The 23,417-nt window shown below is 53.7% G+C and carries 24 protein-coding genes; 9 read left to right on the top strand and 15 right to left on the bottom strand.

Annotated features, from left to right (window positions below; translation table 11 throughout):
• Window positions 1-2 precede the first annotated feature (2 nt).
• Entirely contained in the window at window positions 3-1,436 is a 1,434-nt protein-coding gene (locus HACJB3_RS16515) for a hypothetical protein (RefSeq protein WP_238532944.1), read from the bottom strand.
• Between the two features lie 20 nt (window positions 1,437-1,456).
• Window positions 1,457-1,939 carry a hypothetical protein gene (locus HACJB3_RS16510; RefSeq protein ID WP_008413583.1) on the bottom strand — a complete coding sequence of 161 codons (483 nt, stop codon included), beginning with the start codon at window positions 1,937-1,939 and terminating at the stop codon, window positions 1,457-1,459.
• A gap of 159 nt (window positions 1,940-2,098) precedes the next feature.
• Here HACJB3_RS16510 and HACJB3_RS19160 point away from each other — a divergent pair, with 159 nt between their 5' ends.
• Genes HACJB3_RS19160 through HACJB3_RS16500 form a run of 3 tightly spaced genes read left to right on the top strand, consistent with a single transcriptional unit; the run spans window position 2,099 to window position 3,847 of the window.
• A complete protein-coding gene (locus tag HACJB3_RS19160; protein ID WP_049946422.1) occupies window positions 2,099-2,347 on the top strand; it encodes a hypothetical protein in 249 nt (82 codons plus the stop codon).
• The gene (locus HACJB3_RS16505) at window positions 2,337-2,546 is read left to right on the top strand and encodes a hypothetical protein (protein ID WP_008413586.1); all 210 of its coding nucleotides are present in this window, start codon (window positions 2,337-2,339) and stop codon (window positions 2,544-2,546) included. The genes HACJB3_RS19160 and HACJB3_RS16505 overlap by 11 nt, the downstream gene beginning before the upstream one ends.
• A gap of 14 nt (window positions 2,547-2,560) precedes the next feature.
• On the top strand, window positions 2,561-3,847 hold the full coding sequence (locus HACJB3_RS16500; protein WP_013199620.1) for a twin-arginine translocation signal domain-containing protein: 1,287 nt from the start codon (window positions 2,561-2,563) through the stop codon (window positions 3,845-3,847).
• On the opposite strand, the gene HACJB3_RS16495 is transcribed toward HACJB3_RS16500, so the two are convergent.
• The 4 genes from HACJB3_RS16495 to HACJB3_RS20375 all read right to left on the bottom strand — a co-directional run bounded on the left by HACJB3_RS16495 (window position 3,838) and on the right by HACJB3_RS20375 (window position 6,869).
• Window positions 3,838-4,404, bottom strand: coding sequence for an FxLYD domain-containing protein (locus HACJB3_RS16495; RefSeq protein WP_008413588.1), 567 nt, complete (start codon window positions 4,402-4,404; stop codon window positions 3,838-3,840). The two genes, HACJB3_RS16500 and HACJB3_RS16495, sit on opposite strands and share 10 nt — an antisense overlap.
• A 904-nt stretch (window positions 4,405-5,308) precedes the next feature.
• On the bottom strand, window positions 5,309-5,980 hold the full coding sequence (locus HACJB3_RS16490; RefSeq protein ID WP_013199618.1) for a hypothetical protein: 672 nt from the start codon (window positions 5,978-5,980) through the stop codon (window positions 5,309-5,311).
• A 91-nt stretch (window positions 5,981-6,071) separates the two neighbouring features.
• A complete protein-coding gene (locus HACJB3_RS16485; protein ID WP_008413594.1) occupies window positions 6,072-6,524 on the bottom strand; it encodes a hypothetical protein in 453 nt (150 codons plus the stop codon).
• 192 nt (window positions 6,525-6,716) lie between these two features.
• A complete protein-coding gene (locus tag HACJB3_RS20375; protein ID WP_008413596.1) occupies window positions 6,717-6,869 on the bottom strand; it encodes a hypothetical protein in 153 nt (50 codons plus the stop codon).
• 129 nt (window positions 6,870-6,998) lie between these two features.
• On the opposite strand from HACJB3_RS20375, the gene HACJB3_RS16480 reads away from it, so the two are divergent.
• Window positions 6,999-7,508, top strand: a complete 510-nt coding sequence (locus HACJB3_RS16480) for a hypothetical protein (RefSeq protein ID WP_238532943.1) — start codon at window positions 6,999-7,001, stop codon at window positions 7,506-7,508.
• A 264-nt stretch (window positions 7,509-7,772) separates the two neighbouring features.
• Here the strand turns inward: HACJB3_RS16480 and HACJB3_RS20370 are convergent, their stop codons facing one another.
• Window positions 7,773-7,916 (bottom strand): hypothetical protein, encoded by a 144-nt coding sequence (locus HACJB3_RS20370; RefSeq protein ID WP_169312211.1) that lies wholly within the window; start codon window positions 7,914-7,916, stop codon window positions 7,773-7,775.
• A 181-nt stretch (window positions 7,917-8,097) separates the two neighbouring features.
• Here HACJB3_RS20370 and HACJB3_RS16475 point away from each other — a divergent pair, with 181 nt between their 5' ends.
• Both HACJB3_RS16475 and HACJB3_RS16470 read left to right on the top strand, forming a co-directional pair.
• Entirely contained in the window at window positions 8,098-8,655 is a 558-nt protein-coding gene (locus HACJB3_RS16475; RefSeq protein ID WP_013199615.1) for a hypothetical protein, read from the top strand.
• Between the two features lie 235 nt (window positions 8,656-8,890).
• Window positions 8,891-9,256 (top strand): hypothetical protein, encoded by a 366-nt coding sequence (locus tag HACJB3_RS16470; RefSeq protein WP_008413603.1) that lies wholly within the window; start codon window positions 8,891-8,893, stop codon window positions 9,254-9,256.
• Between the two features lie 190 nt (window positions 9,257-9,446).
• Here the strand turns inward: HACJB3_RS16470 and HACJB3_RS16465 are convergent, their stop codons facing one another.
• From HACJB3_RS16465 to HACJB3_RS16445, 5 genes are all read right to left on the bottom strand, one after another.
• The gene (locus tag HACJB3_RS16465; protein ID WP_008413605.1) at window positions 9,447-9,905 is read right to left on the bottom strand and encodes a DUF7557 family protein; all 459 of its coding nucleotides are present in this window, start codon (window positions 9,903-9,905) and stop codon (window positions 9,447-9,449) included.
• 221 nt (window positions 9,906-10,126) lie between these two features.
• Window positions 10,127-13,069, bottom strand: a complete 2,943-nt coding sequence (locus HACJB3_RS16460) for a helicase-related protein (RefSeq protein ID WP_013199614.1) — start codon at window positions 13,067-13,069, stop codon at window positions 10,127-10,129.
• Window positions 13,062-17,213 (bottom strand): Eco57I restriction-modification methylase domain-containing protein, encoded by a 4,152-nt coding sequence (locus HACJB3_RS16455; protein WP_008413608.1) that lies wholly within the window; start codon window positions 17,211-17,213, stop codon window positions 13,062-13,064. The genes HACJB3_RS16460 and HACJB3_RS16455 overlap by 8 nt, the downstream gene beginning before the upstream one ends.
• 5 nt (window positions 17,214-17,218) lie before the next feature.
• Window positions 17,219-17,455, bottom strand: a complete 237-nt coding sequence (locus tag HACJB3_RS16450; RefSeq protein WP_008413610.1) for a hypothetical protein — start codon at window positions 17,453-17,455, stop codon at window positions 17,219-17,221.
• Between the two features lie 294 nt (window positions 17,456-17,749).
• Complete coding sequence (locus HACJB3_RS16445) at window positions 17,750-18,415, bottom strand: hypothetical protein (RefSeq protein WP_008413612.1); 666 nt, start codon at window positions 18,413-18,415, stop codon at window positions 17,750-17,752.
• A gap of 473 nt (window positions 18,416-18,888) precedes the next feature.
• Here HACJB3_RS16445 and HACJB3_RS16440 point away from each other — a divergent pair, with 473 nt between their 5' ends.
• Window positions 18,889-19,239: a helix-turn-helix domain-containing protein gene (locus HACJB3_RS16440; RefSeq protein ID WP_008413613.1), complete on the top strand. Its 351-nt coding sequence runs from the start codon at window positions 18,889-18,891 to the stop codon at window positions 19,237-19,239.
• Window positions 19,226-19,621 (top strand): PIN domain-containing protein, encoded by a 396-nt coding sequence (locus HACJB3_RS19155; protein WP_008413614.1) that lies wholly within the window; start codon window positions 19,226-19,228, stop codon window positions 19,619-19,621. The genes HACJB3_RS16440 and HACJB3_RS19155 overlap by 14 nt, the downstream gene beginning before the upstream one ends.
• A 347-nt stretch (window positions 19,622-19,968) precedes the next feature.
• On the opposite strand, the gene HACJB3_RS16430 is transcribed toward HACJB3_RS19155, so the two are convergent.
• From HACJB3_RS16430 to HACJB3_RS16420, 3 genes are all read right to left on the bottom strand, one after another.
• Complete coding sequence (locus HACJB3_RS16430) at window positions 19,969-20,361, bottom strand: hypothetical protein (protein WP_008413616.1); 393 nt, start codon at window positions 20,359-20,361, stop codon at window positions 19,969-19,971.
• 1 nt (window position 20,362) lies between these two features.
• Window positions 20,363-21,208: a ParA family protein gene (locus tag HACJB3_RS16425; RefSeq protein ID WP_008413617.1), complete on the bottom strand. Its 846-nt coding sequence runs from the start codon at window positions 21,206-21,208 to the stop codon at window positions 20,363-20,365.
• 197 nt (window positions 21,209-21,405) lie between these two features.
• Window positions 21,406-22,131: an HFX_2341 family transcriptional regulator domain-containing protein gene (locus HACJB3_RS16420; protein WP_148258271.1), complete on the bottom strand. Its 726-nt coding sequence runs from the start codon at window positions 22,129-22,131 to the stop codon at window positions 21,406-21,408.
• A 358-nt stretch (window positions 22,132-22,489) separates the two neighbouring features.
• On the opposite strand from HACJB3_RS16420, the gene HACJB3_RS16415 reads away from it, so the two are divergent.
• Window positions 22,490-22,894 carry a winged helix-turn-helix domain-containing protein gene (locus tag HACJB3_RS16415; protein WP_008413619.1) on the top strand — a complete coding sequence of 135 codons (405 nt, stop codon included), beginning with the start codon at window positions 22,490-22,492 and terminating at the stop codon, window positions 22,892-22,894.
• The last annotated feature ends 523 nt before the right edge of the window (window positions 22,895-23,417 follow it).

Raw genomic sequence — 23,417 nt, 5'->3', positions numbered from 1 at the left:
TGTTAGTCATCACTCCGCGATCTGCGTCGTCGTTTGACCGCATCTCTGCGCTGCCGATTGATCGCTCGATTCCGGGCCGTCCTCGAGGAGTTCGCCTCACTATTGGTCGTCTTCGACGCCGAACCCTGAGATGTGGACGACGGAGATGTGCCCGTAGACCGCTTGGAACAAGAGGAGCCGGGGCGGCCGAACTTCGCCGTTAGCATTGCCCCGCCCATCCGGCTCCCTGCTCGTTGCTTCGCGTTCGCTGCCGTCTGGTTCGCCGTCGACCGCGCCTTGGTCGCGTAGGGAGCAGCGGCCGACTTGAGGCGACTCTTTGCGCGCGAACCGGCGGACGTGGCCGCATTGTTCGCTGTCGACGCCCCACGGTTGGCCTTCTTGACCGTGATCGTTGAGAGAGCGAGCCCCGACGCCGTCTCAATATTTTTAAAAAAGATCCACGGAAGGCCGAGCAACGCGAACGCGAGAATGATCGCCGTTCCCAGGAGGCTCGCAATCTGGGTGCCAAGTCCCACTGCGTCCCATATCATCATGTCCGCGAGCCGCAGGAGAAGCGACTGAATGATCCTGAGCAGCGGAAGCATACCCAGCGCTGTCAGTCCAAGGTTCGCCGTCGACTGCAGGGGTTTGACCGGGACGGCCTTGCTCGCTACGATAAAGGGGAAGAACGCGAACAAGACGAGCGGGAGCATGTAGATCCCGTACATGATGAGCCCGCCGACGATCACCACACCCGCGTTGATCGCCATAAGGACGAGAACGACGATGTGACCGAGCCCCAGCTGGACGATCCCGCTCCCATTCTGGACGAACTCGTTACCACCCGGCGCGATCGCCGTCGAGATGGTGTTGATCCCATTGAAGTACAGGCCGAGTAGGACCATCCCGGTCAGCGTCGCGAACGCGGAGTAAATGAGCGTCCGAAGGATCTCCCGCTGCTTCTGCCGACTCTTGATGTCGAACATGTAGATCAGGCCAGCGGCCCACAACGGGGCGGACATGGACGTGGCGGCTACGTAGAACGCCGCCGGGACGTTCCACATGCCCGTCGGCATGATCCACGAGCTCGGCGAGGTCGGTTCTCCAGGCGCCGCGATCCCGACGAAAGCGGCGTTGAGTTCGTCAGCGTAGCCCGCGACGCCATCTTGGATATCCGCCCAAATCCATTCAATTGCCCCCTCAAGCCAATCACCCGGACCGGGGACCGACGGCATGAGCCCGCCACCACCGAGTATGCCGCCACCGGATCCGTCGCTCGCGGTCGTACCGTTGCCGGTGGTACTATTACCGACTGAGCCGTTAATGTCTGTACTATTCGGCGTCTCACTCGTGCTATTATCCGTCTCATTGCCGATGATCGGCTGGCCGAGTGCTGGAGCCCCAACACTCGAAAGGACGAGAACGGCGACAATAGCAACCCGAACCCAATTTCTCACGAATCAGACCCTCGTGAGGCTTAGAACGGGAGCGTGACGATCAGAAGGTTCAGCTCGAAGCCGATGCAACCGAAGCTCTCGGGAAGCAGTTGACCAAGCATTGCCCCGACGAATGGGACGCCGACGAGGCCGCCGAACATCGACGCGCCTGCCCCCTTCGCCTCCTGACGAGCCATATCGCGCTTGCTGTCGTCGATCGAACCCGCGTCGTCGATCGCCCCAATCCCGCGGATCATCCCTTTGCCGGTGAGATACACCGCTGCGAGGATCCCAGCCGCCGTTACGACCCAGCCCGCGCCGGACCCACAGAGGGCGTTTCCGAGTTCTTGGGTCTGTGCCGCGGCAGGGCTCGCAAGCATCGTCATCACCACGGCGGTCGTCGAGAGGACTATTGACGTCTCCTCGAGTGCCGACCGAATGGGGGTCTCAGAGGATGGTAAGACGTTCTCGCGGATGGTATCGTACAGTCGATTTTCACCGTCATTTCGCTGGCGTGGTACCATGATTACATCAATTAAACCCAAGCACTTAACTACTTTGTATTGAATAGTAAATACGTATGTTGAATAGCAGTCGGAATAGACATGCGATACAATAGTGAATCTCATAACACAATAGCAGAAGAATCTTATATGTTAGTCCGGATGCAAACAAAAAGCGCAATGGTAAATGAAAATTACACACCCTCAGAAGAGGAAGACCGGATCCTTGATGTGTTCAAGGAGGGACGGGATGAGGGCAGTCCATGGGGGTACGCAACCCCACGCCACCTCCGAGAGGTGACAGAAACTAAGAAGGGCAATATTGAGTATTATCTCCGACAACTGACGTCCGCTGGTTGGCTCAAGAAGGTCACACGGGGATTCTACAAATTCGTCTCAGATCCGCGGGAGGAGTCAGATGAGCACTGAGAGCAACCCCGGCCTGCTCCGGCGACTGTTCAACCTCGCGCGGTTTGTCGTTGTGGGGCTGATCATCTACGTTGTGAGCATGGCGATCCTGATGGGTCTCCGCGGCCCCATCATTGCCGCCTCCAGCAGCGGGACATTCACTGCTATCTTCGGCGCGTGGGTACTCGCGACCCTTGGAATCATCGCCGCGATCAAATAAGCACACCTCTATTCATGACCGATTTATCTACCCTTTCGAGACGTGGCTTTCTTCGCGGTACCGCCGGGCTCGCCGTCGCCGGCTCACTCGCCGGGTGTTACTACTCGACGAGTGGATCAGACAGCGGAAACGTTAGCTCCGGTGGCGTCGGGTCGGGCTTCGCCTACGAGCAACCGGACGTCTCCCGCGAAGACGCCACTCATGTCGTACGCTCACCCGACCAATTCGATGCTGCTCTCGACGAGGCCACCCACGAGAACCCCTCGATCGTGTGGATCCCCGCAGACGCTGCTATCAACTACTCTGGCCGGTCTCGGGTCGTCACTAATGCCGTGATAGCATCCAGTCGATCAGTCAACCATCCCGGCGGCCTCATCTACAGTAACACGATGGGCGGGACCTCAGAAGCCTACCGTGGCGGTCCCGTCGACGGCGTCCTCGAGCTCGGCGCGAACAGTCGCATGACTGGCGTACGCTATCGCGGTCCCACAAGCGCGACATGGGAGCACCCACTCTATCCGGGCTACATCCCGTTCGGGAGCGGACCGGCCCCGGATCGTGAGGAGTATCGCTCACAACGCCACTCTCGCGGGATCAGTATCACCTCGGGGAACGTTCGGATCGACAACTGCGAGATCTTCGGCTGGAGCACGCAAGCGATCTCAGTCAACTGCCCCCGCAGCTGGGGTCGAGAGCGGGACCAATCCCATCCTCGAATCCAGAACTCTTCAATCCATGACTGTGGTCTCAGTGGCTACGGCTACGGACTTGAAGTCAACACAGGCCATCCCGTTTGTGAACGGAGTTACTTCAACGGCTGCCGACATATGGTCGCTGGCGAGGGGTATCCGGATTGTGGATATACCCTCTCAGGCTGCTTTTTCGGGCCCGCAGGCTCGCTCTTTCCCATCGATATGCACAATCTCGCCGAGAATATCGGCGGGACAACTAACCCCGACGACTACGAGTATCGCTACCGCTCAGGCGGTCTCATGCGGGTACTCAACTGCACGGTCGCGTTCTCCCATGTAATCGACATCGCCAGTACGGAAAGTGGCTCGCTGTCAGCGGGAGGGAATCCGTTCGCCGGAGAGCAGACCTCCGCGATCTCAATCGGCGGGCTGCCGGCTCAAGGCGTGCAAGTCGCCGGCTGTCGATTCGTCCATGATTCGCCGGACAGTGCGTTCTCGCAGGGACTCCTCCCACGCCACGCCGAGACTAATCAGTTCGGACTCGCCCGCTGGGAGAGCAAGAACAATCAGTTCGGACTTACCGCGAACTTCCCTGTCGGTCAGCCCTGAGTTCGGACATACGTCGCGATCTCGTAATCCGTGGCCTCGCCAGCCCCGCTCCCCCTCGCCGTAATCGAGAAATCCCATTCGTCGCCCGGCGCTAATCCTGTCGTCCCACCAAGTGCGGGCCTCCCGAGTTGCTCGCCCTCCTGGAGGAACTGAACCTCAAGGTCTAGCGTGAGCGGCTCGTCGGCCTCATTCGTCGCTGTTCCGGTCACTGTCGCTGCGTTCGTTTCCGTTGTAAGCTCCGTTCCCGAGATCGCCACGTCGTCGCTCGTTGGTTCTTCGGTCGCCGCACTCTCGTTGATCGCTGATTCGTTTGTCTCCGGTCCCTGCGGGTCCGGTTCTGGGTTCGCTGCCTTCGACTGTTCGCTTTGATTCTGCACGTCCTCCTTGCTGGCCTCCGGTGCCTCCCCGTCCTCGTCGATATCATTCCCCGTCGTATTGTGATCGCTCTTAGGAGTGGACTCAGATCCCTTCTCATTGTTGCCGTCCTCGCCCATGAGTACCCATGTCGTTGCACCCGTTACGGCCACGCCAACTGTCGTCGCTATTCCAGCGGTCATGCCTCTCCGTTTCATCGTTCTCTGTTCATTCGACTGTGTTCGCTCAAATCTTGGCCACCGCAATCAGGCACTACAAACAGTCGGTTCTGAGACGTGGTGAAACCACCGTTATCGGAACCGCCGGCCTGTCCGGAACGAGGCGGTGCTCGCTGCGCTGCGCGCCTGTCCTCACCGCCTCCTTCGCTGCGCTCAGTCGGCGGCTGCGACCATCCTCCCGGCCGGCGGACGCTTACACCAACCGCAAGTACGAGAGGACCGCCTGCCGAAGGGATGAGCCACCAAAGAAATCGACTCTTGGAATCGAGACACGAAGCGGACGACTGACCCGTTACTGACAGCGCCACCCCGACGCCGTCCCTCATTCTCCCCCTTCGCGCTGTCAGTTCAGGCGCGCGTGCGCTCGACCCTCATCATGCCAAAGGACGATGGCGGTGGAACAAAACAAACCCATGCAAACCCACCCGTCGGTGGGCTCTATTTCGCGGTGTCCGCTCGTCCTGACCCTCGATGCGGGACTACTCACATCGCCGTTCGACCGCAGCCTTGCGATTCGGTGGGCGAATTTGGAATGAAAAACACGAATTGAAGAATATGAATATGAAAACGGCCCGCCACAGAAACAAGACGTGTCGACAGAACCGAATGAACCACGACAGGACGGGGGCGGGAAAGAACCACCCAACCACGACAGAACCGGTGAAACCACGCGGGAGCGGCCCCAACAACCCACGCGGTGCGTTGCTGTTGCGTTGTTGTTGTTGTTGTAGTCTAGTAGTAGTAGTAGTAGTAGTAGAGTAGATCTAGATCTAGATCTCAAATCTAGATCTAGAAGTAGAAGAAGTCGTGCTGACCTCTCTCCCATCCGTGTCAATCAAATAGTAAAAGGACGAACCGCCCGGTCGTGTTAGTTGTCCGCGTCGGGGTCTCGTGGACGGTACTTCTCTTCCCTCTCCTCGAGTGGTCGCATCTCGCCGTCCTTGCCGTAGCCGATGTTCTTAGCACTCTTCAGTGAGCTCTTGGGGTTTTTGTCCGGTGGCGAGAATCCACCGCCACCGTCCAAGCCACTAAGAAAGGCTTCGTCGGGGACGTCTGGGTTGCGGTGTTTCAAGTCCTTAATAACGCCTTCGGGGCTTTTCCCGGCTTCTGCTGCGATACTCTCAACTTGGCCGTGGTCGGCGAAGAGATTCCTCCCTTCGATACGGATGTTGTATTCGAGACTCTCGAGTTTGGCCTCATACCGGTCCTCTTGGGTCGTGAGGTCGTCTAACTTCCGCTCGATGTCTTTGGCTTGGTCCTCGAGATTCTCTAGCTTCGCGTTCAACTCCCGGCGTTCTCGCTGTAGCTTATCCCGTTCTTCCCGAACGTCCTCGAGCCGGGATTCAAGCCGCGAACGCTGTCCCATTTCTTCGCCGAAGGCCACACGGTTCAATTCCTCTCGAATTACTTGACTCATTCCCCCATAAGGGAGTTTGGCCTTTGCCCCGTCGCGAACGGACTCGGGGACTTCGACGGCGACTTGGACCATTCGCTCCTCTGTGTCGGGGATATTCATTTCCTCGTCGCTAGTCTCGTTCATCGGGCGATCACCCCGTCCCCGTCGGCCAGCGGGTGGCCGATTCGTGCGAGCACGCACTCGCGGCGCTCGGTGTAGTCTTCGGGAGCGGAGATCATTCGGTGACCACCCCCCAGGCCGGGGTAAGGCCCTCGTCGTCGAGCCGCTTCTCGGCCCGCTCGAGGACACCGTCATGCACGGGGATGTGCGGGTTCTCGATCGGCACCTCACCCTCGTCGGCTTCGTCGTTGATCCGCGCCTCAATCACGAGAATGTCGATGTCCGAGGTCGTGCTCGGTGTCGGGTTGTACAACTGTGAGAGGTTGATCTCAGCCTCGTATTTTTTCCCATCGGCGTCGCGCTTCTTTACCGTCTTGACCTTGTGGCCGTCGGAATTGATCTTATCGTAATCGCGGATAACATCGTCCGAGAGCCGCCGGCGCTGCTCGCCGAGCAGTTTGCCGACGCGCCGTTTCGTAACGGTCTCGGCGGCCTCGTTGCCGTCGGTGTCGTTGTCGCTGGCGTTACTGAGTTCAGTCGTTGTTGGGGTCGTGTCGTGTGTACTCATACAGATAGAGGGCGATCTGACGACCCGGGAAATGAGTACAGGAAAACCTTTTACTCTTCATCACCATGGAGAGTGTAGGAGCACATTCAATACTCATCGCCCTCGCTCCGGGGCCGAACTTCGACGTACGAACGCGGTCCTGCCAGGGAAAGCGCGTTCGTGCGTGCCACAGTTCCTTTTCCGCGAGAGCCATCAGTTGGTACTCTCCGCGGTCGGGGTCTCACCGTATGCCTTCTCGAGCAGCTGTTCAAGCGCGGCGTCCATTGATCGGAGGTTGCGCTCGTCGCGAACCGCTCGGAGCCCGTCGGCGTTTTCGGGCGAGACTGCGATTGTAGTAATCTCCACTATACATGATATTGTTATACAGCCACCACCATTAATGTTTTGTATGTGGGTCAAGTATTTTCTTTTACGATGGACGTATCCGCGGATCAGAACTCGCTCTTGACAGATACTCAACGCGAGTTCCTACGTATGTCTGAGGCCGAACGCGAAGAGGAGTTCACGAAACAGCTCAGGTCGTACCACAAGCGTAACATCCTCAAACGGTTGCATGTCGGGCTCCCCGACATTTCGTTGATCCTTGAGGAGCTGCCGATCGAGGACTTGAAAGAGGCCGTCGAATACGACTCTTCATTTGCAGCCCAAGAGGACACGCAGTCGCTCAGTCTCTCCGATCTTGTGACTCTCGCGTTCGTGATCGAATCGCAGTTACCATACCTCGAAACGGGTGCCAAAAGCCAGCAAGGCCGCCCCGAACGACGTGCTGAGTTGATGGTCCGCGCCGGGATCATGAACGCACTCGAGATGCTCGGCGAGAGTTGGACGGATCTCTCGGTCGTTGTCGACCGTGGCGATCCCCTGGAGGAGCTCGCCGAGCAGGACCTAATGACGCTCTCGGACGATGAGTTAGACCAACTCCGCTCGGCGGGGTTTATCTCTCGCGAAGAATATGCTGAGGCGATACTCGGGGCGTCCGAGTAGCTCACCCTTCGTTTTCCGGTTCTACAGCGTACACGGCTCCAACCCAATCTGGGGGTAGTAATCAACGGCGGCCCCACCATCTGCCGGATCGTCTACGTCGCCAGCACACCGAACCCAGCCATTGTCCAGTACGGAGACGTCGCGGTAACGCATCCTCACCAAGCTCCATCTCCCCGGTCATCTCGTCGAGCCTGTGAACATCTACATTCACAACATCGTGGATGGAACGCACAACGTGCCCGTTCTGGCCGTCGGTCTCGGGGGTCATTCTTCGCTCTCCTCGATGAGTCGCCAAATTACGTCTTCGTAGCTCTCGCCACGCTTCTTGCGGTCATAGAGTTCGTCGGCGAGCTTTTCGGAGACGCTGATACTGGTCCGGGCCATACTGGCCGTTTGGCTCTGTGCCATATACTTCTATACTATTCTCATCTACATAAATCTATGTATACATACAAGCACTCAAACATTAATGCATAGGTTTATGGGTTTATAGATAGTAAGTATAGATAGAGAAACCCGGTGCTATCGGGCGAAAAGTCGCCCCGGTGTCATCAGCACCGAGGCCGGGTTTCTCTGGATCAGGAAACCCATGAACACGAACACGACGCCAACGAAAGAAGGTATCGACAAGCGAACGATCCGCGCCGCCACCGAGAGCATGAGCATCGACCGCCACGCCGGCGAGCCCGGCGAGTATGACGTCTACAGCGAGAGCGGCTCAGTGTACCGCGTGTGCCTAATCACCGAGACGTGCGACTGTCCCAGCGACACGTATCAGGACGGCGCGTGCAAGCACCAGCGCCGCGTCGAAATGGCACTCGGCCAGCGCGACGTGCCCGAGCTCGACGAGGAGACGGACGTCGAGCTGATGATCGCCGCTCGCGAGCAGTATCGTGGGCTGGGTGATTCGACGGTTGAGCACCGACCGGCCGACGATGCCGTGGTCGTGACCGACGGCGGTGTTGCGATCGAGAGCGCCACACAAGACGACGCTGGTGAGGAGGCTCGAATCACCGGCCCGCACCTCGAGCCGCCGGAACAGGGTGGCGCAACGTACTACAGGTGCGAGGACTGTGGCCGGGAGTCGCTCCGCCGTGGAGACGTAGAGCGCTCGGAGTTCCACGCCGAGGGGTGCGCGCTCCGATGAAGATCATCCTTCGATAGAGTAGCGAGTATCGTTCTTGAGCAACGCAGCAAAGCGTCGGGGGATATTTTATCGATGAGAAGCAGATACAGCCGACAATTGCCAAGCTACAACTATTATTTCCCACCACAGCGTCTACAGAAGCAGCTTCTAGATCACATAGGAAGCTACAGTAGATACTAGGAAAGTATTAATGTCTATAGACTCTACAATAGACTACAGTAGGTAATAGACGATAATGGAAGTAACAGTAACGTACGATCTGGAGGTAGAATCAGACCGTGAAGCGTTCATGCGAACCATATCCGAGCTAGACCATGAGGAACAACGTGAGGAAGATCACGGAGACGAGGGGCGTCCCCCAATGCCCTCAGAGGAACACAGAATGGTGTACGAGGCGGTAAAAGCGAATCCTCGTCACGCTCTTCGAGTCTATCATGAGACGCTAGCGGAAGACAATGAAACCCCGTACGATAATTTTCAGCAACCTGATGGGTGGAACGACGAGCGGGTCGACATTCGATCAAAGATGTGGGACCTCAAAGAACTCGGCTACGTGGACAATGCTACCCAACTTTGGTATCCAGTAGAGGTTGAGTCCTAACTCTATACTCGTTCTTGATTATAAAGGAGCGATACAGCACTGGTCAATACTGAGTCCCCGGCGAGGAGTTCTCAACAGTTTTAGAGGGGATCGACCTACGCGACGCGGGCCACTCGTATCGGACGATCGAGAACCAGACCAGCGTTCTCTACTCGACGATTCGCCGAATCGTCAAGCGCTGACGTTGAAGTTACTCCAACGCTGTTTGGATGGGCACCCATTGTCCGTTCGCGTCCTGATACTTAACCTCTCGTGGGCCGCTATACGACCCACTATTACGAGCGTCAGAACCGCGAATATCGTGATCCGCTTCGCGGGCCATGCCTGTAGGGCTCCACGTACTCCCATTATATTCAATCCGCCCTCCTCTTACGATCCCCGTTCTTTCTTCTCCTGCGTACTCTCCGCGCTCAATCTTGAATCGGACTTCCGTCCCGTCGTCTAATTGTTCAACAGCAGGGTTACTCGAACTCTCCTCTTCCTCGTCGGTTTCAAACGTAGTATTTCGATTCATTCTGTCTCTTTGCGCTTCTTCTTCGTCAACATGATTGAGAATGCGTGCTAGGATAGTGTTGTACGATTCATCTCTATTCCCATAACTAGCGAGCTCTCTGTGCAATTCCTCATCCAGGTTGATCGTCGGTGTCATCGTTCCACGTGGACACATACGCTCGTTATACTTAATATTTCTCCCCATTTAGAAGGGAAAGAGGAAGAGAAACACAATGAACAAACACTCCTCTTTAATGGCGTTAACTAACTCGGACTGTCGGGAGTGTAACAACGAGGCAAAGCGGAGTGACTGACTAATAGGCTTCTTGTCGCGATATTTTGATTCGGGCCTACGTCTGGCCTAGGGTCGTCTCCTCCTTACCATCTCATTTCTGGAGAAATTACAAACGCAGCGGTGACTAACTCTGGCTCTTCTGGTGTGACGTGCTGCTCCTCTTCGAGCTGGCTCAATTCCTTGTCTCGTTGTCGTCGGAGCTGTTCGAGTTCACGCTGGGCGTTCCCGATCGGCGCACTCATATCGGTTCCCTGCTCAGCACGCTGCTGATATGTCTCAAGGCGCTCTTCCCACTCCTCAATCTGATCAGTAAAGTAACGCTCGGCGTGCTCGCGTTTGATACCGATCTCTCGTTCCCGCTCGGTTCGAGCTTCATCCGCAAACGATTCGACCTCGTCCCACGCTCTCGCTTCGGCTACATCGTGGAGTTGAGATGCTTTCGATGCAAGTTGATCAAGGGTTGTGCACGAATTAACGACGCTATCGTTCGGCGACAGCGTTTCTACGAATTCTGGTATCTCTGCTGTGATCGTCCCTTCACGCGTCGCATACAGCCTAACGAACTTTTCAGTGATCGCATCACCTGTACCCGAAACGTATCCAAGCCGATAGTTGAACAGAATCCCCGATGTCACCTCGGGGTTCGACGCTACTTTCACGGCGATTTGGCCCTGGACACGGTTCGAATCGAGACAGTAGTCGATGAGTGACTGGACTAGCGGATGATCGAGTGCGATGAAGTCGACCTCGTCTTCTTCCATCGCGACGTCTTTCGTGAACGTTGCCGTGTCGTAGTGGCTCTTGATTTGGTCTCCGGTGAGGACGTTTGGGACCTCAAGTCGGAAGATATCACCACTCGATCGAGCAGGTCCTGGACGTACTCCTTTGATCGTCCCACCGAACTCGTCGAAGAATTCCCGGACGAGCGCTTCAATATCAGCTTCACCTACCTCGCCGTGGCGACTTCGCTCGATGATTTCTAAGATTTCTCGATCTTCATCAGAGAGATCGAACCGATCGCGGATGAGAAAGTCGTTTTCGACCGTTTCGAGCGCTTCCTTTCGCTCTTCGATCGTTGCTTCGATGTCGGCAACTACCTCTTCAGTCGGTCGGCCTTCGGCGATAGCGGCCATGATCGTCTCGTCGAGGTCGACATTCTCGAGAATCCGGCCAAGCACGTCCGATCGCATCCCGAGATCGGCCTCAATCTGATCGGTCTTCTCGAGGAGGAGTTCGAGAATATCGCTTTCTCGCGTGTTATCGAAGAAGAGGTTGCGTATCTCAACGGTCCGATCCTGCCCATAGCGATGGAGTCGACCCATTCGCTGATCGATCCGAATCGGATTCCATGGTAGGTCGTAGTTCACCATGATGTGGGCGAACTGGAGGTTGAGACCCTCCTGTGCGGCGTCGGTTGCTAACATTAGGTTCGCTTCGTTCTCGAACTTCTCCATCTCTCGACGCCGACGCTCTTGTTCGAGATCGCCGTACACCTGCGCGATATCGTGCTCTGGGAAGACGGTATCACGCAGATATTTGAGCGTATCCGTGTACTCAGTGAAGATCAGGATCTTCTCGTCGGGGTCCTCGGCGAGGATACGCTCGACAAATTCCCGGAGAAGTTCCGCCTTGGAATCGGTCTCGATCGCCTTTGCCTGCCGCCAGAGCTGCTTGACGCGTCCGAGTTCCGCATCTATCTGTGATCGATTGAGCGTGATCGTAACGTGTTCAAGGGCCTCCTCAACGCGAGCACGTTCGGCGTCGGTGAGCGTCTCGGGCTCCGTACTGTAGCGCGGGATGAGTTCCTGTACGTCGTCCGGCAGATCCTCGGCGACAGCGTCGTTTTGAATCGCACGCATCCGATTTTCGAGTGATTTCCGGATAGCGTGAATGCTCGAGACGAGCCGTTTCTGATAGATGACCATCGTGAAGCCGGCGGCCTGGTTCTCCTCGTTTTGTGCGAGGTTGTAGTACTCGCGGATGTACTCTGTAACGTTGTTGTAGAGCTCACGCTCCTCGGGAGTCATTTCGACAGGAAGTGCTTCGATGTTCTTCTCAGGGAACATCCGAGTCCCATCGGTCTCGTACATATCGTCTTTGAGTCGGCGAATCATCAGGTCCTCCAAGCCTTCGGGGGTGATCTGGGATTCGTGGCTGAACCGATACGGATCGAGGAGGCTAACAAGGTGATAGAACTGGTCGGATTTTCCTTTGTGTGGCGTCCCGGTAAGCAACAGGAGTGCATCGGAATTGTTCGCGACGGCCTCGCCGACCATATAGCGTTGTGTGCGCTCAGTTGAGTCGTCGCTCGACCGGCGAGCCGTCAGATGGTGCGCCTCATCGAACACAGCGATGTCCCACTCCTCTTCGAGATTTCGTAGAGCCTCAAGTACGTCGTCCTGTTTGGCGAAGTCGATCGACGTGATGATACGGTCTTCCTGTTGCCAGACGTTCTGGTTCGGATGTGACTGACGATACGCCTGAACGGTGTTACGATCATAAAGGACGAAATTCCGGTCGAACTTCTCGCGGAGTTCCTCTTGCCACTGGACGGCCAGCGGTGCGGGGGCAACGATAAGTACCCGTTCAGCACGTCCTCGGGCGATGAGCTCCTCGATAACGATCCCGGCCTCGATAGTCTTTCCGAGGCCGACCTCGTCGCCGACGAGATAGCGGTGGTCGTAGGAGTTCAGGATCTCGTAGGCGGCTTGGACCTGATAGGGCTCGATCTCGATACGGTTGTTTGTCAGGGAGAGGAAGCGGTCGTATCGATAGGCAAGGTCGAGACGAGTCGCATGCTCTCGGAGATCGTGGTGGAGCGGGTCGTCAACCTGCTTGGCTGCGAGTCGGTCAACGATGGAGTCGATTCGTTCGATATGGGGTAAGCCACCCGGGAGTTTTCGGAGCTGTCCCTCTGTGGTATAGACATGGAGGAGTTGACCTCCATTCGGGCGGTCCTCGATTTTCGTGATTTCGCCCTGTCCGCCGGCGAACTTGACGTGGTCGCCGACTGCGTAATCAGTCATCAGCGACTGCGGACTCGACAATTTCAATCTCCTCGTCGGTCAGGTCGTAGAGGTCGTAGACGATCTCGTCGATGAGCCTGTCGGTCTTCTCGATCTTTGCGTCGAGTTCGTCGGCGCGTTTTTTTGTCTCTACGTAGCGGTCAAGGTCGTCTGCGACTGCGTCCGGATCCGGTAGGATCATCGCCTTCAACCGGTCCACGAGGGAATTGTTCTTCGTCGCGTTGTCCCGGAACCCTCCAATCTCCTCGTCGACAGCAATAGGAACGAACGCCTCAATGAGCGCCGCCTCCTTATCACTCAGGTCTGTAAGCGTGAATGCCTCAAGGAAGTCTGTCTCTGTGTAGCCATAGGATCCTGTCTCGAACGTGTCTTCATCCACGGGCTTGTAGCGCGCTGTCGCCTCGATGGTGACGGTCGACCCGTCGCGTTTCACGCGGGCGCGTTCGACCTGGAGCTTCTCGTCGATCTGGAACATTTGGAACTTCTCATAATCCTCGGTAGTGGCGTCGAGGACGTTCTCGCCGGTGGGTTGGAAGAGGCCGATGTCGGGAAGCGCTGGGCCGTCGGCATAGTTACCGAGGTAGTCGAGAAGATTGAGATTGTATCCGTAGCGACGGTCTGTATATGTCGATCGCTTTCGTGCGAGAAGACTCAAGAAGTCATGTAGTACAACTTGATTGATCCGTTGAGTTCGTATCTGGAGAGTATTTTCCTTAGAAATATTTGAATCGAATTTTTCATATAGTTCAGAGAGTTGGTTCTGTCGATCGTCTGGAGCTAATTCGAAATCGATTCGTCTAATTGGCAGGTCGCGAAGTTCATGAATCCGAACCTGTGCAAAGGTGCGTCCCTCTTCACCTGATCGTGAGCGGTAGACGTAGCGGAGAACACTACTGTTCATTAACGACAGAACAAACCAGAGGTTGTATTTGTCGTGGTTCAGAAGCGTTGTGTGAACAGATTTTGCCGTATAGAGTTCATTCGTATCAATTGCTCCAACAAGTGTGTCTGCAGTTTGTCGAGTGAGTATCTTCTCATCAACTTCCGTATAATTAGGATACACTTGGATTACGATATCACCTTCTACGAATGATTCGTAATCATGACGTAGCCATTTATTCTCGGGCGATATCTGATATCGCTCTATTTCACCACCGCCAACATATCTATGATCCATTTCGGATTCTTTTTCGCCTTCATACATGATGAGATCCGAAATACTGGTTCCTTTACCCCGGTTCTGCCAACCCTGTCCACTCACTTTGTAATCTATACCCGCATCGTGACAGGTACATATCGCAGGTTCAAGTTCGAGTGTCGTCTCTGATCCTGTAATCTTTGCTTCAATTTTATCTATCACACGCCATGGGTTAGCGGTAGCAGGCTCTATTGACAAGGATAGTGGTTGGTCGTATATACTGGATGAGTCTCCCTCTACGAGAGATCCTGCATACGTGTCCATCGGTTCCTCATTGAGGGCTGATACGATCATGGTGAACACTTCCTCATCAAAGACGTAACTATCCCCGAAGTCCACGATCTCCTGAATGGTGTACCTTTGGGAATTTGACCTCCGAAACTCTTGATATTGTTTCCCTTTTAGCGGAGTATTTGGAATGATGTAACTCCATGCGCCTCCGATACTGAGAATGTGTTCAGGCAGAGCAACGAATGCAGTGAATACGTCAGCACGCTCGCTTTCAAATCCAATTCCTTGTTTGCGGCAGTATCTCTTTGCCGTCTCATCAAGTATATCTCCATAAGGAGGATTTCCGATTATCGCATCGAATCCACTACCTTCAATCCGTGTCCCATCTGTCTTGTAGAACGCGACAGGGAATTCTAGCTCCCAATGGAAGAACGATTCCTCAGCCGCCATCGATTGCGCGCTTTTAAACCAATCTTGGCCTTCGATGTTGTCCCACGAGTCGCTCCGCAGCGCCTCAGCCATCCGTTTATCAGCATCAGAAGGAACGTCAAGCCCATACTGCTTGGCCGTGTGAACGTTTACCATCGCCAAGAGGTGCTGGTATAAGGGATCATCGCGGACCTCGTCGTAGACGTCTTCCATCTTCTTGGCGTCTTCAAGCGTCTCATTGTCAATCGAGAGTAAATCCTGAAACCGGTCCATCACATGCTCCAAGGCCTGCTGTCGCGTATGCGCAAATGACTGCTCTAGCGTTAACTGCCCGTCAATAGGTTCGTCGTTGCTGTTGGCGAGTACGTTCTCAATGTCGCTACCGACCAACGAGTTCCCGGTCTTCAAGTGATGGTCGAGGAACGCAAGCGGTTGCTCGGCTGCGAGCGTCCGCAGCCACAATGATACTTTTGCGAGTTCCGTTGCAAGCGGATTCAGGTCCACACCGTAGATGCAACGTTGGGCGACCTTCCGGCGTGCCCAATTGATGTCCCGGTGTTCGTCGGTTGTCTTCTCGTCCATTTGCTCATCTTGACGTTGCTGGGCCTCAATGATCTGACGAGCAAGATAGTTCACAGAGTTTGTGAGGAAATGTCCACTACCCATTGCAGGATCTAATATTTTTAGATTAAACACACGTTCTGCGAAGTCTTGAGCAAATTGACCACCTCCTTCCTTATCGAAGGGATCGCGGGCCAAGAGATCTTCATAGATGTCGTCAATAAGGGGACCAAGAGTGTTCTCAACGATGTACTCAACGACATACTCCGGAGTATAGTAGGAGCCAGTAGCCTTCCGCTCACCGGAGTCCGTGGTTAGGTAGATCTCACCCTCTTCCACGACGATATTACCACCTTCGTCAGGAATCACATACTCACCGTCGCTGAGTGCTAATGGCTCGTCGGCTACGTTGAGTTGATACTCTAGCAGACCTTCATAGATACTTCCGAGGTGGCGCACATCAAGCGATGAGTAGTCAACGAAAATCTTCCCCCCGCCATTGCTATCCTGACTTCGAGTGAGGAGTTCGATCACGCGAGCGAGGTATGCATCACCAACTTTATATGTGGCAAGAAAGCGTGCTTCGCGGCTATCGCCTGTATCTGGATGTGTTCGAAATAGACCGCCGTTATATGCCGGAATATAGAGGTCCGCTGGTGGAATATCATGTGACTTACTTCCTTGATCAATGAGTTCGAATAACTCCTTCAATTGGGACCAGAGGTTGTCTTGCCAGTTTCGATACTTCGAATTCCCGCTGTCGAATTCCTCAGCGATTTCCTGTTTGAGTGAGTTCAGACTATAGAACTGCTCGTAGAACTCGTTATCTGTATTGAGCAGATCACGCCCCTCGCTCTCTGCGTAGAGGACGAAGATGAGTCGATAGAGATAGATGAGTGAACTATCATGAATCAGGTCGAGATCATCCTCGTTGAGGTCATTCTCTGGATACTGCAGGAATCCTTCGGAGAGGACCTTGATCGCGTCGTAGATGTTGTCTTGGAGATCCTCGCCCAATTCTTGTGCAAAGACGTTGGATTCGTGGAAGACGTCGTCAAGGAAGCTATCGCCGCTCGCGTCCTCAAGAAACGCTTCGTGGTGGAAAAACAGGTAGAAGTATTTGAAGTCCTCAAGATCGCCCTTTTCTAGAATGGTTGGAAGGTCGATCTCGTAATATGAATCGAGTTTATGACTCGTTGGACGGTAATAGAGTCTCCACTTTTGCCCGTTTGTTAAAACTCCCCAGCGAGTAGATGTCTTTCGCAGATATTGGTCAATTTGGTGACTAGGGTTCTCATAATCGCGTTTCTTTTTCCCACGGGTGTCAAGCTTCCGTCCCCAGCGTTTAGCATCCGCAACTGCAATAGCATACTCGTAAAAATCACCGCCTTCATTGCGGCGTTTAAACGCATTTTCTGCTGCCTTATCAGATTCAAAAAAGCCGTAGTCCGGTCTGCGTTGCCCCTGCTCAACGGTTTCTTCAACTTCGAATGGAATACCCAGCCTCTGGAACATCGGCCGGATGAATTTCTGTTCAAGCTGCGATTCATTGCGATCTGGTGCCAGCTCTTTTTCGCGATTCCAGAGCTCGCTGATCTCCTCGTATGCCTCGCGGAGTTCGGCCTCGCTAATCTCGTCCCATTCTTCGGTTTCGGGGAGATGCTCGTCGAGATAGTAATTAGAGAAGAGGCCTCGATTCGTTCGGTAACTGAGTGCTGTTTCCATGGTGGTCAAACTGGAGTGACGATGAGGAACTGATCGGACTCTTTGCTGTTGATCAGTGCGTGGGCGATCTCTTTGGTATCAGCGACATCGATCTCGATTGTGTCACCAATGTCGAGATCAAGGTCGGTAAGTTCGGATCCGGAAAGATTGACGCGACCGGAGTGTCCGGTATTCCGTCCGACTTGCTTGCGAACCATTAGTACTGTTTGAGATGCTTTCAACCAGAGCATATAGTCTTTCATTAGACTATGTCTGAATTATCGAGAGTTCATCATGTAGCGTCTAATAGATTCTCTTCGAGATTGAGAAGGTGGGTTAACAGACGACTGCATTGATGAAGAACAAGAAGGAGAGCAATAGACGAACCGTCTGTCTCTAATCACACCGTGGTGTGATATCCTCGCGATGCCAGAACAGCCAAAACCGTTTCTACTATCTACACTACTACTGTACTAAACTAGGTTTGTTCGTAGTTGTTACTAGAACGGCCTTGCTTACGTGGTTCGCTCTCGCGGACTATTCTCGTCGGTGAGCGGTCAGACTGTTCCGATCACTCTCTCGCCAGGGGTTTCACCGTCCCCCCGATCACAACGGCTGTGATATCTATTGGCCGCTTCCGGATCGACGACAACGAACTTCTTCCCTTGGCGTTTCTTCACCTTGATGTCGTCTTTCCCGAGTTCATCAAGAAAGTCCATGACACGTGCAACGGTTTGCGTGTGTGGCTTCTTGCTTTCTGCGGCGGCGATCACTTTCGTAATCGTTTGACTATCCATGAAGAGACCAGCGGGAACCTTCTCGGCGTAGTCACGAACGTCCTTCGCGATGAATCGCGCGCGCTTCTGGTTGGCTGTGAGTTCGCGATCGACAATGTGTTCGGGGAGTCCACAAATTCGCTCCAGCGGTGTTTGATCACTCTGGGCACTGGTTTCTCTACCGTCACCCGCTGTCGTGCCCGTTGGATCGGGTTGCGTGTGGCTGTCTTCGAGATCGTCAACCCGCTCGGTCAAATCCGAGACGCGCAAGTGACACCCACCGACGTTCGATGATTGGACTTCAATTTCCGTTTCTAATCTCTCGATCTTCTCTGCCTGCTGCTCAATGCGCTCGGCTTGTTCGTTCACAGTTTCTTGAAGCTCTTCAACGGTCTGAGCGAGTGCTTCAACGGTGCTACTGCCCGTAGCGTCGGCTGTTGCGGTCATGGTTGGCTGAGCAAAGCCACGGCTCACCAAGGGGCAAACTATAAGCACCAACCCCGACAAAGAACAGGTGTCCTAATCCGTTCCTTGTCGGGGTCGGCGCGGTGCCGCCCTTTCGGTTGTTTTCCGTAGCTTTGCGTATCATCTCACAGGCGGTCGTCTTAAAGCCCAGTGACAACTTACCAATACCTGTCTGACGGAGAGCGTTCGATTGGGGTCAGCTTCAGTGTAGTTCTGGAGCGTTACGGCGACGCTGTTATCCGCTTGTGGTTTTCGTCAACATGGTCTATGTGCTAGGACAGACCAGCTCATATCGTTCCAGGCGGGCGTTTCTGATACACTCCGAAAACTGGCTGTCCCTATCCATACTTAGGTAGATACAGATAATAACGGCGTATATCCCATAATAGAGCAATATCTGCTATATCTCAATTCACGTAGAAAGGGTTATAGCGTTCCTTATATCATAGATATATATGGCAAAGCCAGGTCCATCACCGACGGTAACGCCCGAGGACGTCCTTGAGGAGTTCCGCTCGCGGGATGATCCTAACGAACCGCTCACCGCTCCCGAGATCGCCGACCGGCTCGGCTGTTCGCGAACGACCGCACTCAACAGGCTTCGCGAGCTTGCCGAGAGAGGCGACGTCGTCTCGAAGAAGGTCGGCGGCAGATCTCGAGTGTGGTGGCTCCCACCGACCGAGTTCGACCGCGACTTGCTGAAAGGCTACGGGTCATGGACGGGAACCGACCTTGGGGCAGCTGTCGAAGAGACACGCAAGCAGCTAGACGAGGATCTGCGAGAGGACGAGCGTGTACTGTCCTGATACGAATTTCCTTATCGACTATGTCGACACAGAGCGCGAGGCATCAGAGGACGCGAAAGCGCTCCTCGAATCGAATCCAGATCGAGCGTACCGAATCCCCTCGGTCGCTTTGTTTGAGGTCCTCCGGGGTGGCGCTCGTCTCCGTGGCGCGGCTGGCGTCGCCGATCTGATTGAGCAACTGGATTGGGCCGATCATCTTCCACTCACTCCGCCCGCTGCTCGCGAGGCCGTGCTTGTCGACGGTGAGCTCGAAACGTCTGGTCAGAAAATCAACCTCGGGGACGTCCTGATCGCTGGAACCGTTCGCGAGGCGAGCGGGACGATTGTCACTCGTGATAGCCATTTCGCGAATGTCGACGGTCTCGATGTCAAACGATACTGAGTCTGAGCAGAATGATTGAGTTCACCGGCGAATAGCTCTCACTCGGCAACGTGCTCCGGAAGGACGACGAGTTGCTCTAACTTATTGATGATCCATCTCGTCGTCCTGCTTTGGGAGCCCGTCGACGATGTACTGTAGGAGCGTCGATGGGATCGGGGCCATTTGACCTTGTGCAACATCAGGCGGATATTCCATAAAATGTTGCACAAGGAAATAAGTCATTTTGACTCTTTTTCTCTCCAATTCACTCTCTTCCGATCTACTTCAGGCTCGAATGCGGTGTCAGTCTACTACTTGGATTCTTGTATCTGATATCTGTATCTAGTATCTGGATACAATATTCGAATCTAAAAATCGTCATCTTCTGTCAGATACTGTGTTCTCCCAGCTTTTCCACGTTCGAGTATCGAGCCGTCTATCTCCGAGATAGCATATCGGAGTAACAACCGGAGGACATCGGCCCGCGTGTCGATCGTGGCCTCACGTCCGAGTGCATCAGCAGTCGCTTCCCCAAGTGGAGAGAGTTCGTCAGACTTCTCGAGTCCGACGAACAGTGCTGCGAGATTATCGTCTCGAAGAGTGATGTTTGATGGCAACTCGTTGTTTTCAAGTCGTCGGTAGGCGTCGGCCACCGCGTCCTCAAGCGTTGGCGTCCCTGCACTCTCGGGTTCGGTCTTGTGTCGGGACTGGCCTTTCGATTCTTGGAGTAGTTTTTCAGCTTTGTCCTTGTCGTTGCTCATATTATCTGGCCTCCAATCGCTCAAGTAGACTGGTCGTGAGCTGTCGGTACGCCTCGCGTGCGCGCCGTCCCGTGTCATAGAGTTCGTCGTCGGACAAGGCAAACAGCGTTCGTCCGTTCGCCTGTTCGTTTCCAATATTCGCTGACTCTGAGATAGGCGGGCCAGAAATCTTAGGATATTCCTCGGCGAGTACGTTCGTAAACTCGTCTGCAAGGTTCGTCGTTGAATCGACCATCGTCGCGAAGACGAGCTGCAACATCGGTTGTGCGTCATGGTCGCCGTCGTCTCGAATCGCCGCCAGCTCGCGCTGGAGATTTTCGAGCTGCTTCCGCTCGAACTCGCCTGGTTTTAGCGGTGCGATTACGTTTTCAGCGGCAAACAGACCGTTGATCGTGATGTTGTCCTCCTTGCCGGGCAAGTCGAGTAATACTAGATCATACCGTGGTGCTACTTCATCAGTGATGAACCTCTCGAGGCGGTCATAGCGGTTCTCCCGTGGAACGTTTGCGAGGTTGTTATCCTCAGCTCCGAGACCGTTGTCAGCGGGGATGAGGTCTGGTCCTTCATCCGTTTCAAAAACCATGCGCTCGAATACGTTGTCGATGTTCTCACGGATGAACGACCAATTTTCGCTGAATACTGCAGAAATAGGCGCGTCAGGATCGCGTACATCGTCGGCTAGCCCGAACTGAGTTGCGAGGTCATTCTGGGTCCCCGCGAGATCAATGAGGAGTGTATCGAGGCCGTGGTCGTTGTGTGCCGATACTGCGATGTGCGCCGTTGATGTCGTTTTCCCCACGCCACCTTTTGGGACGTACGTCGTCGCCCGTTGTATAGCGTTTACCATATCTGTATCCAGTATACAGATACAAGATACATATAATTATTCCACGATGTGGATTCGGATGCTGGAAACGTTTCTGAACTGAGTATACTCTGTTGAACACAGATTACTCGAAGGCGGCGTGCTGAATAATGATCGTGTAGGATCGTGTAGCGACGGTCTGGGAGGATTGCTGCTTGGCAGGAGGTAGAAATTGCTTACTACTCTATGAGATACTCAAATGCTCGAACAGTGTCTTTACCATGGTTAGTGATCTCGACTTGCTTTTCTCTCCCAACGCTCCTCACATGAACGTACCTGTTATCAAGTAAATAGGACATAATATGTGTGTCTAAAAGCCTATACTTAGCCCGGTCTTCTTTGATATTGTATTCTCCTATAAACGGTAACCCCTCTTCCTCTGCATAGCGAATAAGCTCTTGTTTCTTTGACTTTCCATTCTCTGTGAGGTACTTAAGTATCTTTACATGTTGGGGTTCTGGCGGATCTATAGGGTAAACAGGGAGTTCTGTGACACCTGTCACATTAATTACTTTCCCATCATCATCGTATATCGCATTTGTATAAAAAGGAGTTATTCCTGTATTTGCCATTGTAGTGAGCATCCCCGCAATAGAGGTGATCTTACTCCCTGTGGATAAATTTATAAAAACATCATCTTCTTCAAATTCGTTGACAATGTTACCAAAAATACCCATCATTTCATACATGTCGAATATATTTCCGGTTCTTATATCTGGATCAATCTCTATCTTTTCCAGACCTTTTTTCGTATTTTCATAGTGTTCTCGACCGGTATCAGTTGGGTCATCATGGTGAACTAACACAACGTGATCTGCCTTCAATTTCTGCGCTGATTGGTATATTCGCAAATCGTCATACCCTAATGGAGCAATATGGATCCTCTCTGGAACTTGTAGATTCATCGTTATCAGTCAATGGAACCAGTTCCGCGTATGGTTTACGATGTCTCGATTATTGTGATGGTATGTATGCTATCTATGCCATCTATGCCATAACATATATAATCAATTATCCCTTATGAGTTGATAGAGCACGCGTGGCGAGAGAGGCTTCTTATACAGGGGTCTCAAGAATCGTCGAACCGGGTGCCAGAATCGAGCGCTGTACGCCCGCAGGACTTTACTAGGGAATGCGGGCAACGAGGCTGAATCGCATCAAGCCACGGGTTGACGCACCCGGATGGATCGTCTCCAACTGGGTCAACACAGTAGGTGTAAATCAACTCTTTGGCTTGAGCTCGACTAAAGGAGGTGATAATCAATGAGCTCAAAATCAACAGACCCAACCGCTGAACCGCAAATTCTGGGGTTCCTGGACCAGAATGGAAAATCAACGGTACACGAAATAGCGACCGGGATCGGCTACTCGAACGGCCACGTGAGACATGTTGCCAAACGAATGGCAAAAAGTGGCCAGATCGAAGGTGAAAAAAGTAGTTCCGTCCCTGCATACAATATCAAGGGCGACTATGTTGTTCTTCCGGACAACAAAGATCGTCTCTTGAAGATTGTAAAGGCGTATGCGTCTTCACATTATCCAAATGTGAAAGGGAAGCCGACGACGGAGATACGGGACTACATCAGTGCTAACATCGCCAACGGCGTTGTAGATAGCATTGGACGTTGGGAGTTCTGGGTCGACACAGAAACTACAGCGGCAGAGTAGTTCCCAGACTACCTAAGCGACGCTTACCTTCCCATCTTTATAGCTCGCTTCAGATTAAATGGACCTCATACTAACTTCTGATGAGAGCTGAGTACAGCCGATTTTTCTGAGGTATAGCGGTTGCGCTTCGGAGACAGCGACGACCCTCTTGTTTCCACTATTGATTATTGGCCTAATCAAAAGTGGATTGGGAAATACTCAATTCGTCCGATAACAAGGGATATGACCTCCGTACCCTCTGCTTCTCGTTCTATAAACCGTATTCGACTGTATATTTTGTGCTACCCCTCGTTGCACAGATTCGGCGTTTGGATTTCTACAAACCACCAATTAGGAAACATACCTCTGTGGAAATTCTATTGGTCAAATACTATCTACGGTGAAACAGCCGCTCAGTAGGGATGCAAACATATCGCTGAGGATCTTATCAGAGATAGATTATTTTGGTTGTATAGCTACATGGAGACTACAAAAGGTCACCCCGCCGTCTATCATTCCGACTGAATTGTGGGATCCCCGGGTA

This window comes from Halalkalicoccus jeotgali B3 (assembly GCF_000196895.1).
Classification (GTDB): domain Archaea; phylum Halobacteriota; class Halobacteria; order Halobacteriales; family Halalkalicoccaceae; genus Halalkalicoccus; species Halalkalicoccus jeotgali.
Note: the sequence above shows the minus strand (reverse complement) of the source record. Positions and strands in the feature narration are given on the sequence as shown.